We start from the raw sequence: 16527 nt of genomic DNA, 5'->3' as shown, positions 1-16527 counted from the left end.
AGCAATACGATTGGTTTTTTATTCCTCTTTCATGCAAGCCCATGCTTCTCTTAACAATAAAACGCCTCTCTCTAGTTCGGCTTCACTTAATCCGCTAAAGCCCAAGTAAATGACCGGATAACCAGGTGGACTCTTCCCCATCCACATTTGTTGAAAGTCATACACCCTCACACCTTTAGCCGCAGCTAGCTTCAGTAAATCTTGAGACGTTTGTCGTTCTGTTCTCACCGTTAATTGGATATGAAGCCCCGCGCTATGTCCTGTGATTACAATCTCGTCGGCAAAATGAGTATGCAGCAATTGTATTAAACGATGATGCTTTTTCCGATAGGTGTTGCGCATCTTCCGAATATGACGATACCAGTGCCCTTGCTCGATAAAAGAGTGCATAGCTAATTGCTCCACACGTGAGGGGCTCGATAACAGATGTTGCAATTTCAGCAACTTGTCCATCATTTCTATGGGAACAACCATATAATTCATGCGGATTGCAGGCGTAAATGCTTTTGAGAAGGTGCCAATGTAAATAACCCTTCCCTTATGGTCGAGACTTTGCAAAGAGGGAATTGGCTTACCATAATAACGAAATTCACCATCGTAATCATCTTCAATGATATAGGCATTTCTCGTATTCGCCCATTCTAGCAAATACTCTCGTTCGGCATAAGGGATAATGCTTCCAGTAGGGAATTGGTGAGAAGGTGTCACATATACGGCTTGTGCTTTACTCTGCTCTAATTGCTCTAGCGAAAGTCCTTTCTCTTGAACGGAAATCGGAATAAGGTCATATCCATGATGGCTGAGTTGTTCCCTAACCGGTGCAAAACCCGGCTCCTCCATAGCCACGTACTGAATGCCTGTAAGTAGCTTCGTAAGGATACCAATACTGTAAGAAAGTCCCGAGCCGATAATCAGTTGTTCGGGTGTACAATTAACGCCTCTGGAGCTCCTTAAATAGTCAGCCAGAACACTGCGGAGCGGATACTCCCCTTGAGGATCACCATATTGATAAATACTCTTCCCCTTATCCTCTAGTGCTTCAACTATCATTTTTCTCCATGCCCGATTCGGAAAAGTTTCTTCATCCACGACTGCAGGATTGAAATCGATGAGGTAGTCCTGCACTTCGGAGTTCTGGACGTCATGCTGCTGGTCCTTGAGAATGGGGTTTGCGTTCCCGTTATGGAGCAATGAGGGGATTGTATCATGCGGATTTACCGTGTACATCCCAGAACGTGGCTTACTCCTCACATATCCCTCAGCCAATAACATCTGATATGCCGTTTCAATGGGGGTTTTGCTTATATTCAATTGCATTTGAAGTGATCGGACGGAGGGCATCCGCGTACCGTTCTTAACACCACTTCGAATGTGTTTACGAATTTGCGTATAAAGCTGCATATAGAGGGGCTGATCTGTTTCATCCGAATCCGCAAGCAATATATCAAACATAGAGTCCCTCGCACTACTGTCTTTTTGAAATATATAAAAACGACCACTTATAGAAGGTCAGTTTCATTATAAGGTTTGATTGAAGATTTCAGCAATAGGATTTTGATAGTAGAAAAGAAATGTTTCAATGCATGCGCAAGTAATTATGAGTGACAAACTTGGAGCCGGTATTTCACCAATTGTTTTCGTTTATGATTATTCATAGATTTTTAAGAATTCTTAACCTTTTCTTGTCAATTGCTTTAACTCTGTTCCTTACAATTCATTCTATACTCTCAACAGGGAACAGGGGGATTTAACGATGACAATAATTAATGTAGCTGTACTATTCGGCGGTTGCTCCACTGAATATAAGGTATCTTTACAATCGGCCGCTTCCGTAATCGACCATGTAGATCGTAGTAAATATGATGTTATTCTAATTGGCATTACCAGAGAAGGATCATGGCTGAGATACAATGGGAAAACGGAAGATATACGCAATGACAGCTGGCATACACATTCTAGCTGCATTCCAGCCTTTATCTCTCCTAGCAGGAGTACAGCTGGAGTAATTGAACTCATTGGCACAGAATATCGTACTACGGCCGTGGACGTTGTCTTTCCTGTTCTTCATGGTAAGAACGGAGAGGATGGAACCGTTCAAGGCTTGCTAGAGCTTTCCGGAATCCCCTTCGTCGGTTGTGATACTTTATCCTCCGCAATCAGTATGGATAAGGGGATAGCTAGTCAGTTAGTTCGACTTGCGGGCATTGAAACAGCCCCTTCTGTTACGGTATTTGTGGGGGATGACCTTGATCTAGCTATCAGAGATACTGAGAAGTTAGGCTTCCCCTTATACATTAAACCAGCCAAATCAGGCTCTTCCTTCGGCATTACGAAAGCACATAACAAATTAGAGTTAAAGAATGGCATTCGCGATGCATTCTTACATGACCGCAAGGTCATTATTGAGCAAAACGTACATGGATTTGAAGTCGGCTGTGCGGTATTAGGGCAATCAGACCCGCTCATCGCTGAGATTGATGAGATTGAACTAACGGGTGCGTTTTTTGACTTTGAAGAAAAATACTCGTTACGATCTTCGAAGATCCACCTTCCTGCGCGAATTAATGCTGACATAGCAATTAAGGTGAAGGAGTCAGCTCTGCTGATCTACAAAACGCTCGGTTGTACAGGTCTTGCGCGGGTGGATATGTTCCTGACGGAGGATGGGCGAATCGTATTTAATGAAGTTAATACGATGCCAGGATTCACGGCTTCAAGCCGATATCCGAACATGATGGGTCATAGCGATATTTCGTATCCCCAGTTAATGGACAAGCTTATCGAGCTAGCCGTTGCGCGGGAGACACACGGATGAAACATACAAACCCTGTAATCAGGCTTCATCCCGATATGATCCACAGCGGGCAATTAGTGTTGGTTAATCAAACAAATCCGGTAGTGACGTCCCTTCAGGATTGTCGCCTTGTACCCCTTACGACAATTCAACAGGCAGGTACAGAAGAACAAGAGTTGCGCTTGAATCAGACCTGCTTACAGCAGTTGGCTTCTTTACTTGAAGCTTGCCATGCCCTCGAAAATATTGGAGTGGTGAGTGGTTATCGCTCTCAGGAGCAGCAGAAGCATATTTATGACACTTCCCTCCTAGATCATGGAGCCGAGTTTACCGCAAGCTATGTCGCCCGGCCGGGTGAAAGTGAACACCAAACCGGACTAGCCGTTGATGTTGGACAATTGCTTGAGGATGTAGATTACCTTTGTCCCTCCTTCCCCGACCATGGTATATATGCCTCATTCAAGCAGCTCGCTGCTGAATACGGCTTTATCCAAAGATATCAAGAAGGTAAGGAGCACATAACGAACATCGCATGTGAGCCATGGCATTACCGCTATGTTGGAGTTCCGCACTCTATTTTGATGGAACAGCATGAGCTGTGTTTAGAAGAATATATTATGTTTTTGAAACAATTTCCTTTTGGGGGCTCCCACCTGCACACAAAGATGAACAATCAATACATTGAGATTTACTATATTCGTGCTGAGGATATCGAGACCTGGTTACCGATTAAGAGTGATTCCAAGTATGAGTGGTCTGGCAATAATAGCGATGGATTTATTATTACGATGTTCCATGAACAAGAGCAGGGGTCCCAGTGAATCAGCACAATAGTTATCCTATTGATTTGTTTAAGCTGATGGCCGCCTTACTTGTCACACCCCTCATTTCGAATAGTCTCTTACTCTATATAGTCGTTACTCTACTTTCCGTTCTATTAGCTAAGCGTGTGATTCGAATAAACCTATTCAGGAACAGAACCACTTACAAAGCTCCTACTTCTCATCGGGCTTGGGCAGAAGTTAACCTGAATCACTTGCAGCATAATTTGTTGGAGTTAAAGCGGGTGCTTCCCTCTCCCTCTGTCATAATGGCGGTAGTCAAAGCAAATGCTTATGGTCACGGAAGCGTAAAGGTAGCGCAGTTTCTTAATCGGATAGCTGTTAACCATTTTGCGGTCGCCGAGATCGATGAAGGGATTCAGTTACGTAAGCAGGGGGTCAAAGGCGAACTTCTAATCTTAAGCTATACTTCACCTGACCGTGTATATGACTTATCTCGCTATAAGCTAACTCAGACGATTGTCAGCGCACAATATGGACGAGTACTTGAGGAATGCCAACGTAAGCTGAAGGTACATGTGAAGATTGATACCGGCATGAATCGTATTGGTGAGCCTTATCAGAACACCACCGAAATCCTTTCCTGTTATGAGTACAAGTATTTGCAAGTGACGGGCACATTCAGTCACTTGTCCGTATCCGACCGACTTGTTCATGAGGATATCGCATTTACGAATAGGCAAGTGGACAATTTCAACAGCGTGATTCATCACATTAAGTCAGCAGGATATAATCCCGGTGTCGTCCACATCCAGAGCAGCTACGGAATATTGAATTATCCGACTCTTGAACACGATTTAGTGCGCCCTGGTATTGCGCTATATGGCTTGCTCAGCAATGATTATGATCAAACGGCAGCACAAGTCACACTGCGACCTGTCCTTTCACTCAAGGCTACGGTCACACAAGTCAAAGACATACACGCTCGTTGTCCGATCGGATATGGACATAAGTTTATTCCAGATCAGGATGTTCGGATTGCAACAGTGTCCATCGGTTATGCTGATGGCGTTCCGAATACTTTAGCTGATCAGGGTGGGTACGTACTTATCCACGGTCAACGAGCGAGTATCAAGGGAAGCATTTGTATGGATCAATTTATCGTAGATGTCACTTCTATAGATGGGGTTAACCAAGGAGATGTAGTAACGATAATTGGACAGGATGGAATGGAAATCATCACAGCGGGCCAGATCGCCAAACGATGTGGAACAGTAACCAATGAAATCGTGAGTCGCATCGGAAGTCGAGTTGAACGTGTTTATATTTCCTAAAAGGCTGCAAGAACATGGCAGATTTGATTCAGCACTGAAGGTAATACTCCTCAGTTAATGGACTGAGGAGGTGCGAAATCTGTAAACAAACCAAGCCTTCATTTAGCCGCAACAGTTGCGTTTGGTTCACCAAGGCCAAAAAACTGCCTTTATTTAGCCGCCACAGTTACATTTGGTTCACCAAGGCCAAAAAACTGCCTTCGTTTTCCTTACAATAGGGGACCTTAGCAGTATTGATGGGTTTGGGTTAATTCTACAGGGAGTATTCCTGACCGGAAAAATGATTCTGCCATAATGAAATTAGGAGCAGCGACTTAATCTTCTGCCTCTGACTTAGCCTATTTCGAGAACAGCGCAGGGTTCAACTCATACGCGGGATCGCGTAAACTAGCGTTCTGAAGCAGCATAGGCAGATCTCTTCTTAGCCCATCGATCCGTTCAAGCATTTCGCGAATAATGACGACGTTTCGCCAATCCTCTAACATCAACTCACGTTCCCTTTGGAGATAATCCGAATACTGGCTGGAGTTACATCTTCGTTCAACAATTTCATCCCCGACGAAATGAAAGACAATTAAGGAATGAAACTCCGAAGGGTATATATAGAGGCAGTAAGGCACACGAGTTCTGTAAAGTGGAAAACCAATCTTTAGATCACTGAAATCAAAATTAACAATGGGTCCCCATAATTCCTGAAGAAACACGCCTACTTCTAATCCAAATTTGGCAGCGTGCTTACCTAATGATTGCTCAATCCAACGGGTCACATTCGGATGTAGACGTCGAGACTCTAAAGACACATACTCCCCTCGAGGACCAAACATCTCTTCGAATTGATACTGTAAGGCCGAATCACAGGTCTGCACGATTGCCCCCTCCTGATCAAATATGATGTAGCTTCTCGTTATGCTGTTTTTATAATGAAACTTATTGTCCTCGTTCCCCATGAACATCAGATATCCCATAATCTGATCCTTCTCCTCAGGATATTCCCTTTCCAAATAATCCTTCAGCGGGGCAAAGGCTTGATCCAACCATTTCTCTGTCACTTTCTTTCCAGGTGACTTTACCTGAGCGTACATAATATTGCCTCCTTTGGTTGCACGAAAAAGCACCGCGCACGCAGAAAAGAACAATTCTGCATGCACGGTGCTTCCGTGTTAAATATTATAGAAAAAATATAGCACGAGGACGGACTCTTTTCAACCATTCTTCCACATTTGTAAAAGCTCTAGCGGTGTAGCTCATATTGATTAGGCTTGCTCAGACGGCGAATCTTCTGTATTTCTTCCTCCACCAGCATCGGGATGTTCGCCGCATCTATGTTCTGGATGAGCTGTTCCCGAGAGCTCGCTCCCGGTATAACGGCGGCTACGGTTGGGTTGCTGAGAGAATAACGAATAGCCAGCTGCGATAAGCTTCGCTCACTCGTCACTAGTCGTTGCAATTGCTCCCTAAGATGCCGAAGATCCTCTAAGTCGTAATTCAAATACCCTTTAGTTAGCTTCCTATCCCCAGCAAGTATCCCACTAGCCAAGGGACCTCTCGCAACCATGCTTATTCCATGGTCTTGAAGCAGCGGTAGCACTTCCTCTTCCGCGCGTCGATCCACGATACTATAGGGATTCATTACACTGATAATAGAAGAACGGGTAACATATTCTCGAATCACATTCGGTCTTATAGAGGAAATCCCATACTGCCTAATTAAACCTTCTTGCTTCAATTCCTCAAATGCTTCTATCGTTTCATCAATGGGATCCTCAATCATTCCCCCATGGAGCTGGTACAAGTCGATATAATCCGTATTCAGTCTAATCAAGCTAGCCTTAACCGCCGACTTGATATGTTCTTTCGATGCATCCCAAACCCAACCCTCTTGCCCAGGAATGCGCCGATTGCCTGCTTTCGTGGCTAGCACGATGTGATCGCGGCGCCCTTGGATTGCCTTGCCAACAAACTCCTCGTTAAGACCGCTGTCATATAAATCGGCAGTGTCCAGCAAATTTACGCCTCGGTCTAACGCTTCATGGACGAGAGCTACTGCCTTCCGTTCATCCGTACCCAATGACATACAGCCGAGGCCGATTTCACTGACCATAAGCTCAGAAGAGCCTAGTCGGTTTTTTTTCATCGAGAACATTAACACCTCCGAATAAATTCGTATAGATTCATTTCATCGTCCTCCTACGTTACCCTTATTTCACCACTACTGTCTACAGTCCTTTTGGTCGTTTCAGTCTATATACACAGCAACAAGCGCTGACTTTGCAGTCAGCGCTTGCTGTCTATTCATACTGATTTATTGGCATCCCTACTGCTGAGCAGCCAAGTATGCATCTAGCTGCTTCTGATATTCCGCAAGGATCTTGTCGATACCAGCTTCTTCTACACGCTTCAACATTTTTTCCTTGACCGAAGAGAAGTCAACCATCCCACTCGACACCGGACCTACAGCAGCGGAAAGCACATATTCTTTTCGGATCGCATCTACTTTAGCCAATTCATTCTTTACTGGCTCTGAGTCAATGCTGAAGCCGATCAAAGGGGTTTTCACTGCATTTTCATCCCACTTTTTGATCACATCAAGCTGATCCGGCGTAATGTTTTTGCTGAACTTGGCAAAGCGCATATCCGTCCACGCCCAACTAATCGGTAAATATTGCTTCTCAGGGGCAATTCCTTCATAAGAAGCGCTGTTACCATCTGCTTTATAGTTGATATCCTGTACACCAAGCGAGAACAGATCATAGTTCTCTTGACTGCTCCGCATCCAGTTGACGAATTGAATCGCCTCTTTCGGATGCTTACTCGTAGATAATACAGCTAATAAGTTATCAGTCGAACTAAAAATATATTTCGGCTTATCCGAATTGAACTGCACGTATTCCATTTCCGCTTCGGGAACATTAGATTTCAATGCATCGATAGTTTCAGTTGGACGGAGCACGTTTGAACCCGCTGCTGCGACTGTCCCTTTTACAAACTCGCCATTAATTGAGCTAGGGTCTTTGGCCAAGTAGCCTTTCTTGTACCATTCTCTTGCTTTGTTCATGACTTGCTCGAATGCATCGGAAGCTAGTAGATTTTTGACCTTTAACGGTTGTTCATTCACGTCGATATAGAAGGAGCTAGCAAAGAAATCTCCATTCGTATAATAGCTCGACGCATATTCCCGAACAAGCCCGTCTATGCCGTAAACGGGTAACATTGTTGGATCATCCGCTTTGACGGCATCTAGAAACTTCTCAAAATCCGCAATTGTTTTGATCTCGGGCAATTGATATTTCTTGCGCAAATCTCCACGGATCTGATACGTATCATTGCTTTGCGCAGTTGGAACGACACGTGGGATGGCATAAGTTTTGCCTCCGATTTGAACGCCCTTCCACATATAATCAGGTGTGCTTTCCTTCAGTTGCTGTCCATCGCTTTCTAGAAATTCATCGATAGGCATCAGCACGGTCTTCGCTACGCTTTGCGGCAGATTGGATATATGAGACCAGGTCAAATCGAATCCCTCTCCACCCGCGACGACTAAGCTTTGTTTATTCCAATACGTATCCCATGGCGCCCAAGTATAGTCCAACTTGAAATTTAATCCGTCTGCCTTCAGCTTCTTAGCAATGGCATCGTTGACGGCATCTAAATCCTTCGGCGGATCTCCAGGAAACAAGATTTTTAGCGTCACTTCTTTAGCCGGCTCAGATGATTCCGCCGCAGTGTCTGCAGGCGAAGATGAGTTCGGTGCAGAGGCCGTAGATGGGCTACCTTGATTTTTGTTATTGTTTTTCGAACTACTGCAGCCTGCCAATAACGACATTATCAATACCAAAGCTAACACAATGCGGAATGACATTCTTTTGCTAGTCTTCATACTTTCGCTCCCTTTTCTCTTCATTAGTATATGTTGTCCGGAAAGCCGGCATCAACCTTTAATAGAACCGATCATAATTCCCTTAACAAAATATTTCTGAATGTAAGGATAGAGTAAGATAATGGGGCCAATCGCAACGAGAAACAATGCGTATATTAGAGTCTCTGAGGGAAGCCCTACGTTCGCAATATTGGAGTGGGTACTGATGTATTTAACCATCGTATTAATCCGATAAAGCAAATACTGCACGGAAAATAGCTTCCGGTCGTCTATAAGCCATAGAGGCATCGTAAAGTCGTTCCAATACGATAAGGAAGCGAACAGTCCAATCGTTGCCATAATGGGTTTCGAAAGCGGAGTTATGATCTTATAGAAAACATACCAAGGCCCTGCTCCATCTATTTCAGCAGATTCAGATAAGGAGGGAGAAATGCTCTTGTAAAAATTCCGCAATAGAAACACGTTAAAAGGATTAAGGGCTAGCGGCAAAATATAGGCCAGTAGTGTGTTCTTCAAATGAAGATTATTCGTCACATTCAAATACCAGGGGACAAGACCCGCACTGAACACGATCGGAATAAATAGGATGAAAGCTATAACATTACGATATTTGACTTTGGAAACCGACATCATATATCCCAGCAAGGAAGAGATGATGAGGGAGAAGATCGTGCCTACTATCGTCACAATGATCGTTATTTTATAGGAGGCAAGGACAACACCATCCTGAAAAATAACCTTGTAGGCTGACAATGAAAAATTATCCGGAATAAAGCTATAGCCATGAAGCACAACGGATTTCTCATCAGAAAATGAGACGATAATCGCCAAAGCAAAGGGAACTAGAGTCACCAAGCAAAAGGCAATAAGGATGAAGTAAATAGCAATATCCATGAAACTGATTTTATAAGCTTTACTTTGATTCATAGGGCTTCACCTCTGCTCAGCTGCATTCAAAATAAGGAATAGTCTTTGTCATAACGTTTCACAGCCCAATTACTTCCAATAACTACGATAAAGCCTACAATGGACTGGCATAAGCCTACTGCTGTAATCATTCCGTATTCTTGACCGCCATTAATCAAGGAACGATAAATGTAGGTATCAATAACGTCCGTTGTTGGATAGAGCATTCCGTTATTCTCAACAATGGCGTATATGAGCGCGAAATCTCCGAAGAAGATTCTACCGATCGAGAGTAACGTTAAGATAATGAGGGTTGGAACCAGATTAGGAAACAAAATATATCTGATCTTCTGCATCCGTGATGCCCCGTCCAATGATGCGGCTTCTAGCATCTCCTCATCAACCCCTGCAATGACCGCAAGGTAAATGATTACGGAGTAGCCAACGTTTTTCCATATATTCGTTGAGACAATGATCTTCACCCAATGCTCCGCTTCGATATACCATTGAACGGGTTCGCCATTGAAGGATTGGATGAGCTCGTTAACCAGGCCATGCTCATTTTTGAAGAGAAGTAGGATCAGCTTCCCTACGATAACGAAGGAGAAGAAGTAGGGCAGGAACATTACGCTTTGAAAAAACTTCTTCATTTTTGCGTTTTTAATTTCGTTCAACATTAACGCAAAAGTAATAGCTAGAAGGGTACCCCACAGGATGTAATTAAAATTGATCCATAAGGTATTAAAGGTGATCCGTAGAAAATCGCCGTTATCGAGAAAAAACTTAAAATTGTCGAAGCCCGACCAATCACTTCCGTAAATCCCCTTAAGCGGATTGAAATTTTTGAAGGCAATAATCATTCCCGGATAAGGGAGGTAGGCAAACGCAAACAAGATCAATAATCCCGGAACTGCCATCGCATAATAGGAGCCATTCTTTCTGAATTCCGCCAAAAATCCATTTCTGCTTCTCAATGTCCTCACCTGCTTAGTGTAATTCTGACCTTTTAACCATGAGTGTTGTAATCGCTTTCTAAACTATACGTTCTCCTCTTCCTACTGAACATCGTCAAATATTGAGCTTCTGTTCTAATATTGGGAAGGTGGGACCATGGTATTGTTCTCCCCTTATGTAAGCGTTATATTGAATGATAGTTAGGGAGTTTAAACGTATCGTTAGGGGTTGGATGAACTGAAATTGATGAAATCGTTAAAATCTCGTATGATCATCTACCTCTCCCTTATTATTGGAGCGTCTCTCTCCTTGCTTGGCGTTATAAGCTATGTAACCTTCTCCAGCTTTACCGAACAGGAGATGATAAAGAACACCTCCTTCGTTACCGATCAGGTGAATCGAAGCCTAGATATGTACTTGAATGATATTAAACAGTCTCTAAATTTTATGGCTATTGATCAAAAGCTCATTTCGATCCTACAAGAATCGACTTCAGACAATAGCAAATTCGACCAGAATGTTATCCGCGGCCAAATCTCTGTTCTGCTCAACAATATGTTCTCTGATAAAACCGATATTCGAGGGTATTTCATCTACAATCAGGACAACCAAATTCAATACATTAATAGCGGCTCCTCCCTCGATTTCAACTCGGATTTCCTGCAGGAAGTGTGGACAGATTTCAAAAATACGAAATATGCCTTACAGACAAAATTTTACGGTGCTCACAAGCCCAATTATTATGGCAATTACTCTAGCGTGACCGATGGCAACGTCATCACCATCGCAGCCAACCTTAAAGATGCCTATGATCCTTCTAATCCGACCTTGTATGGTGTAGCCATCTTCGACTACAACATTAACAAGCTGAAGCCCATCTTCGATACGCTCGAAACCCAGCTTGATATTCATTCCCTGGTCATTGATGACGGACGGCAAGTGATCTATCAGACTGATTCTTCTCTGATCCTTGATCAGGAGATGATAGATCAATTGTTTCAGCATTCCTCAGGGCATTGGACCACTGATCTCAATGGCACCAAGAAGCTTGTTGCCTACTCCACCTCCTCGGTCACAGGGTGGAAAACCGTGAGTATCCAATCCTTCTCCCAGCTGGATAACAAATTATCTCTCATTCGTAATACAACGATATTACTGCTGTGTATCGTGATTGTCGTTTCGATCATATTCGCGACAGCCTTTACCATTCGCACGACAAAGCCCATTCTGACTCTAGTTAAATTTATGAAGGAAGTAGGCAAAGGGAAGCTCGATATGCGCCTCAAACGAGAGACTCAATATGAAGAGATCGTTGTATTAAACCGAGGCTTTAATGAGATGCTCGACAAAATTAATGAACTCATTGCGGATTCCGTACAAAGGCAGCTATTGCAGAAGGATGCTGAGTACACGGCGTTGCAAGCAAAGATGAACCCCCACTTCTTGTACAATACGCTACAATCCATTTCGTCCTTATCTATTCTTGGGAGAACACAGGATATTGAGATGGTTACTCATTCCCTTCGGGAAATGCTTCAATACTCGTTGTACAAACAGAACGAAATGGTTCGAATTCAAGATGAGCTTAAATCCGTACAGAATTATATGCGCATACAAAATATTCGTTACGACGGACGACTCAGCTACAACATCCACGCTGACGATGGGGTTCAGGCTAACATCATTAATAAGTTCGTTCTACAGCCCATTGTGGAGAATGCGATCTATCATGGATTGGAAAGCAAAGATGGGGAATGGTTGATCGACATCAGCATTGCAAATCAATCTACGCATATTCGCATCGAGATTAAAGACAACGGGGTAGGAATGACCGAGAAGCGACTACAGGAGGTTAAAGGACAGCTTGCTTATAAGGAACTAAGATCAGGAAGAATCGGTTTGATGAGTATTATTGACCGTATGATCCTGAAATTTGGGCCCCAAGCCAAAATGGATATTGAAAGTGAGCTGGGAACAGGAACGACGATCATTCTCATCCTACCTAAACTACTTTATATCGGAGGTAACTCGGATGGTAACAGCACTCCTCATTGATGATGAACCCTTAACCACGCGTGCCCTTCGGAAAATCATTGAGGATCATTTTCCGGCCATTGAAATATTGGGCGAAATGTCGAACGGATTGAAAGCGTGGGAGTTAATCCAATTAAAGGCTCCAGATATCCTCATCTCCGACATTCGTATGCCACATCTGGATGGGCTGGAGCTCATGGAGAAGGTAAGAGCAGCGGCATTACCTATTAAAGTCATTCTGGTCACTGCTTATGGTGAGTTTGAATATGCTCGTAAGGCGATTCAGTTGGGTGCTTCCGGCTATTTGCTCAAGCCTTTTATCCAAACCGAGTTAATCCATGCTGTGTTTCAATTGACTCTAGAGCTTGAGAACGAAATCGGACATAAGAACCAGCTTTCCAAGGTGATTCCTCTTGTTGAAGAGAACGCTTTGAAGAAGCTTCTCCTTGGCAGAATAGATTCAACTGACTTTCAGGTATTTCAAGCGATGGTTGGGGACCGATGGGAATACGGTATGGTAAGCGTCTTTAAGCTGAACTCTTCACCCATTAGATCCATAGATATCGACGAAATCATCAAAATAAGCATTGTCGAAGAGATAAACAGCCATATCCTGCAATCTGGTTTTCATGGTGTAAGCTTCTTCAGTAAACATAATGAGTTCGTCACTGTTTATACGCCCATATCGGATAATACCCTATTAATTCAAGGGTGTATTCAAGTGCTGACCAAATATATGGATGAAGCGTTCCAATATGGCTCGTGTACTAAGGAGTATACGCTGAATCAATTGTCCGAGGCTTATGAAGAAGCCAGCCGTCTCGCTATTACAACTGAGAACACCCCCTTCTCCAGCCATGCCCCGAATACCTCACCCGGTCAACAGGATATGTTAATCGCCAAGGCGGTGGATTATTGCAAGAAATATTATGACACGGACATTAACTTACAGAGAATAGCAGATCATTTGAATATAAATAAAGATTACTTCTGTAAGTTATTCAAGGAAAAGCATCATATCAACTTCTGGGATTATGTCACCGGACTGCGGATTGATCATGCCAAGAAGCTGCTTGAATCGACGGAAGAACGCGCTTCCGATATTGCCATCCAGTGCGGTTATCTTAACTCCAGCCACTTCGGTAGGATTTTCAAAGAAACCGTTGGTCTAACCCCGGCCGAGTATCGCAGACAAACTCGTTTGTAATTAGGGTGATTTTGGCAATACTAGTTAATCATCCGTTAACAAAAAGAATATATACTTATTGTAAAGTCGCACACTAATCCCTTATCAGAGAAAGGAGTTCACACTGTGGGAATCCATACGTATTTTCAGTCGCTAAACGATCTAGAACGCATTATTCGTTGCCCAGGCAGATTCAAGTATGAGGAGCATAGCGTATCTGCTCATTCGTGGAAGGTTGTTCAATATGCCAAAACCTTGGCGGATATCGAAGAAAGTAACGGAGTTACTGTAGATTGGAAAAAGCTATACGAAGTAACAAGCAGCCATGATTACGGGGAAATATTTATCGGGGATATTAAAACACCTGTGAAGCACTATTCGCTAGAGCTTCGGGCCATGCTGCAGAAGGTAGAAGAAGGCATGGTGTCTCATTTCATTGACGAGCATATTCCAGAGGAGTTTAAGCCTATCTTCCGTAGACAATTGCGCGAAGGTAAAGATGATTCAGTGGAAGGTCTCATATTAGAAGTTGCTGATAAAATGGATCAAGTCTACGAAGCCTTTACAGAGCTGCAACGAGGAAATACAGAAAAAGAATTTATCGTCATGTATCGAAGTGCTCTAATTAAGATTAAGGGTATTAATCTTCATTGCGTTAATTATTTTCTGCAAAATATTTTGCCGGATATGGTTAGTGAAGGATCGAGATCCTCTATTGATATTGCAAAGATTACGAATGAAGCGTTAGCGTCATAACTTCCCCATTGTTTTGCTCCTTCTATGCCTTCTTTAGAGCAATTCCTCCTCTTAACCCATTTAAACCTTCGTCGGTATGCGGCCCACATCAATGCCAAAAAACCAGCCTCATTTGGCTGGTTCCAATGAAAGATCCGTTAGAGAATAAGACGACGCCTTTAACAACGCTCTCGTATAGTCCGACTTCGGATTCGCGAATACCGCGTTGGTATTGCCGATCTCTTGAATCGCTCCGTCCTTCATGACGGCCACCTGATCGGCGAATCCCGAGATCGTCTCGATTCGATGAGTAATATACAGGATGGACATCCCTTCAGATCGTTGTAATGTCGATAGAAGCTCTAGTATCTCTTCTTCTGTTGACGGATCCAACGCAGAAGTAATCTCATCGGCCACGAGCAATTGCGGCGACATGGACAGCGCCCTTGCGATCGCGATCCTCTGCTTCTGTCCACCTGAGCATTCCGCGGGGGAGCGATCCATATAATCCGTGGATAACTTCACCTTGGCAAGTAATTTCTCCACTTCCGCATAAGCCTGCTTTTTCGAATAGCCGCTGAGCCGCATCGGTTCCGCGATATTCTCCTTCACTCGCCAATAGGGATTCATCGAACGGTCCGGATTTTGAAAAATGAGCTGAATGAACAAGTGTCCACAGAACACGAGGATATTACCTTGGTTCAAGAACGCCTCGATGCGAGCTTTCTGTTCGAGCATAAGTTCCTGATCGACGAATTCGTCGACGATCAGGAACTTATGACCCGCCCCAAGTAAATCGTAGGATGCCAGATCATACTGATCTATAAGGAGCTTTCTGGAATACGCGTTCGGGTATAACATACGTCAAGCCTACACGACCCGACTCATGAAATGGGCAAGGAAACGGTCCGCATCCACTTCGAAACAAACCTCAATATTCGGACGACCATCCACATAGGCATTGCGATCGGCATATGTTTGACCGATGGTGCTCTTCCCCGTTGTGTCGACTTTCACCGGCATAGACTCTGTCCGGCAGAACGTAGGATCAACGACGACACCAACGGCAAGCGGATCGTGCAGGGCACAGCCGCCGATACCGGGGCTGAATGTTTCATAAGCATTCATATAGAAATCAGTCGCATCCGCCAGGAAGTTCGACATCACGGTGCCCTTATCGCGCCATTCCTGCATACTTGTACGTGGCAGCAGTGTCTTCATCGTAACGTCCAGTCCAACCAGCTTAATAGGTAGCCCAGAACCGAACACCAACTCAGCAGCCTCTGGGTCGCTATGAACATTCGCTTCCGCATGCGGCGTAACGTTGCCGGGTACGGTAACAGCTCCGCCCATAATGACCACTTGGCCGACCAGCCGTACGAAATCCGGATCCAAACGAACAGCTTTGGCCAAATTGGTCATCGGCCCGACGGCTATAATCGTTAATTGTCCGGGCATGCTCCGCGCCTGCTCCACCATAAATTCCGCAGCGCTTAATGAACTCGCTTGACCTTTTGGAAGTGCGTCTTGCAACGCCCCGCCCAAGCCGTCATCGCCATGCACGTGTCTGGCGTACGAATCCTTATTCCGCGATAGCGGCTTGGCAGCGCCTGCATACACCGGAATCTCTTCCCGCCCCAGTAGTTCCAACACAAACAGAGAGTTACGGGTCGTTTCCTCGACGGTTACGTTTCCGAACAGCGTCGTCAATCCGATCAGCTTTACCTCGGGAGAGTGAGTCGCATACGCGATCGCCAACATGTCATCAATACCCGTATCGACATCCAGAATAATAGGTTTCATCCTGTTCACCTCGCTAAATTAATCGACTAGATCGACTTGGAGTCATTGGACAACTTGCCCATCATAGTATATCCGAGCCTGTGCGCAACATCCTCGATCCTACGGGAAACTGCAAAAAAGCC

General features: G+C 44.2%; 14 protein-coding genes. 6 read left to right on the top strand and 8 right to left on the bottom strand.

The window, feature by feature from the left end; genetic code table 11:
* Nucleotides 1–18 precede the first annotated feature (18 nt).
* On the bottom strand, nt 19–1452 hold the full coding sequence (pdxR, locus tag M1K58_RS08810) for a MocR-like pyridoxine biosynthesis transcription factor PdxR (protein WP_256758399.1): 1434 nt from the start codon (nt 1450–1452) through the stop codon (nt 19–21).
* Nucleotides 1453–1753: 301 nt separating this feature from the next.
* Here pdxR and vanG point away from each other — a divergent pair, with 301 nt between their 5' ends.
* The 3 genes from vanG to vanT are packed head-to-tail and all read left to right on the top strand — an operon-like array spanning nt 1754 to nt 4910.
* Nucleotides 1754–2815, top strand: coding sequence for a D-alanine--D-serine ligase VanG (gene vanG / locus M1K58_RS08805; protein ID WP_256758398.1), 1062 nt, complete (start codon nt 1754–1756; stop codon nt 2813–2815).
* On the top strand, nt 2812–3615 hold the full coding sequence (locus tag M1K58_RS08800; protein WP_256758397.1) for a D-alanyl-D-alanine carboxypeptidase family protein: 804 nt from the start codon (nt 2812–2814) through the stop codon (nt 3613–3615). Before vanG ends, M1K58_RS08800 begins: the two co-directional genes overlap by 4 nt.
* On the top strand, nt 3612–4910 hold the full coding sequence (gene vanT / locus M1K58_RS08795; protein WP_256758395.1) for a serine racemase VanT catalytic subunit: 1299 nt from the start codon (nt 3612–3614) through the stop codon (nt 4908–4910). The genes M1K58_RS08800 and vanT overlap by 4 nt, the downstream gene beginning before the upstream one ends.
* A gap of 338 nt (nt 4911–5248) precedes the next feature.
* Here vanT and M1K58_RS08790 read toward each other — a convergent pair whose 3' ends face one another.
* From M1K58_RS08790 to M1K58_RS08770, 5 genes are all read right to left on the bottom strand, one after another.
* Entirely contained in the window at nt 5249–5992 is a 744-nt protein-coding gene (locus tag M1K58_RS08790) for a hypothetical protein (protein WP_256758394.1), read from the bottom strand.
* A gap of 149 nt (nt 5993–6141) precedes the next feature.
* The gene (locus tag M1K58_RS08785) at nt 6142–7044 is read right to left on the bottom strand and encodes an aldo/keto reductase (RefSeq protein ID WP_256758393.1); all 903 of its coding nucleotides are present in this window, start codon (nt 7042–7044) and stop codon (nt 6142–6144) included.
* A gap of 180 nt (nt 7045–7224) precedes the next feature.
* Nucleotides 7225–8787 (bottom strand): extracellular solute-binding protein, encoded by a 1563-nt coding sequence (locus tag M1K58_RS08780; protein WP_256758392.1) that lies wholly within the window; start codon nt 8785–8787, stop codon nt 7225–7227.
* 51 nt (nt 8788–8838) lie between these two features.
* Nucleotides 8839–9714, bottom strand: a complete 876-nt coding sequence (locus M1K58_RS08775; protein ID WP_256758391.1) for a carbohydrate ABC transporter permease — start codon at nt 9712–9714, stop codon at nt 8839–8841.
* 26 nt (nt 9715–9740) lie between these two features.
* On the bottom strand, nt 9741–10667 hold the full coding sequence (locus M1K58_RS08770) for an ABC transporter permease (protein ID WP_256758390.1): 927 nt from the start codon (nt 10665–10667) through the stop codon (nt 9741–9743).
* Between the two features lie 226 nt (nt 10668–10893).
* Between M1K58_RS08770 and M1K58_RS08765 the strand changes: the two genes are divergently transcribed.
* From M1K58_RS08765 to M1K58_RS08755, 3 genes are all read left to right on the top strand, one after another.
* Nucleotides 10894–12702 (top strand): cache domain-containing sensor histidine kinase, encoded by a 1809-nt coding sequence (locus M1K58_RS08765; RefSeq protein ID WP_256758730.1) that lies wholly within the window; start codon nt 10894–10896, stop codon nt 12700–12702.
* Nucleotides 12680–13888 (top strand): response regulator transcription factor, encoded by a 1209-nt coding sequence (locus M1K58_RS08760; RefSeq protein ID WP_256758389.1) that lies wholly within the window; start codon nt 12680–12682, stop codon nt 13886–13888. The genes M1K58_RS08765 and M1K58_RS08760 overlap by 23 nt, the downstream gene beginning before the upstream one ends.
* Nucleotides 13889–13993: 105 nt before the next feature.
* A complete protein-coding gene (locus M1K58_RS08755) occupies nt 13994–14623 on the top strand; it encodes a YfbR-like 5'-deoxynucleotidase (protein WP_256758388.1) in 630 nt (209 codons plus the stop codon).
* A 108-nt stretch (nt 14624–14731) separates the two neighbouring features.
* Here M1K58_RS08755 and M1K58_RS08750 read toward each other — a convergent pair whose 3' ends face one another.
* Both M1K58_RS08750 and M1K58_RS08745 read right to left on the bottom strand, forming a co-directional pair.
* Nucleotides 14732–15463 carry an ATP-binding cassette domain-containing protein gene (locus M1K58_RS08750; protein WP_256758387.1) on the bottom strand — a complete coding sequence of 244 codons (732 nt, stop codon included), beginning with the start codon at nt 15461–15463 and terminating at the stop codon, nt 14732–14734.
* Nucleotides 15464–15472: 9 nt separating this feature from the next.
* Nucleotides 15473–16405 carry a nucleoside hydrolase gene (locus M1K58_RS08745; RefSeq protein WP_256758386.1) on the bottom strand — a complete coding sequence of 311 codons (933 nt, stop codon included), beginning with the start codon at nt 16403–16405 and terminating at the stop codon, nt 15473–15475.
* Nucleotides 16406–16527 lie beyond the last annotated feature (122 nt).

The sequence above is a fragment of the Cohnella sp. WQ 127256 genome (assembly GCF_024519285.1).
GTDB lineage: Bacteria > Bacillota > Bacilli > Paenibacillales > Paenibacillaceae > Cohnella.
Note: the sequence above shows the minus strand (reverse complement) of the source record. Positions and strands in the feature narration are given on the sequence as shown.

Excerpts from the sequence above, each read along its gene's own strand:
- pdxR (WP_256758399.1), bottom strand. The coding sequence starts at position 1,452 with ATGTTTGATATATTGCTTGCGGATTCGGATGAAACAGATCAGCCCCTC.
- vanG (WP_256758398.1), top strand. The coding sequence starts at position 1,754 with ATGACAATAATTAATGTAGCTGTACTATTCGGCGGTTGCTCCACTGAA.
- M1K58_RS08800 (WP_256758397.1), top strand. The coding sequence starts at position 2,812 with ATGAAACATACAAACCCTGTAATCAGGCTTCATCCCGATATGATCCAC.
- M1K58_RS08790 (WP_256758394.1), bottom strand. The coding sequence starts at position 5,992 with ATGTACGCTCAGGTAAAGTCACCTGGAAAGAAAGTGACAGAGAAATGG.
- M1K58_RS08785 (WP_256758393.1), bottom strand. The coding sequence starts at position 7,044 with ATGAAAAAAAACCGACTAGGCTCTTCTGAGCTTATGGTCAGTGAAATC.
- M1K58_RS08780 (WP_256758392.1), bottom strand. The coding sequence starts at position 8,787 with ATGAAGACTAGCAAAAGAATGTCATTCCGCATTGTGTTAGCTTTGGTA.
- M1K58_RS08775 (WP_256758391.1), bottom strand. The coding sequence starts at position 9,714 with ATGAATCAAAGTAAAGCTTATAAAATCAGTTTCATGGATATTGCTATT.
- M1K58_RS08765 (WP_256758730.1), top strand. The coding sequence starts at position 10,894 with ATGAAATCGTTAAAATCTCGTATGATCATCTACCTCTCCCTTATTATT.
- M1K58_RS08760 (WP_256758389.1), top strand. The coding sequence starts at position 12,680 with ATGGTAACAGCACTCCTCATTGATGATGAACCCTTAACCACGCGTGCC.
- M1K58_RS08750 (WP_256758387.1), bottom strand. The coding sequence starts at position 15,463 with ATGTTATACCCGAACGCGTATTCCAGAAAGCTCCTTATAGATCAGTAT.
- M1K58_RS08745 (WP_256758386.1), bottom strand. The coding sequence starts at position 16,405 with ATGAAACCTATTATTCTGGATGTCGATACGGGTATTGATGACATGTTG.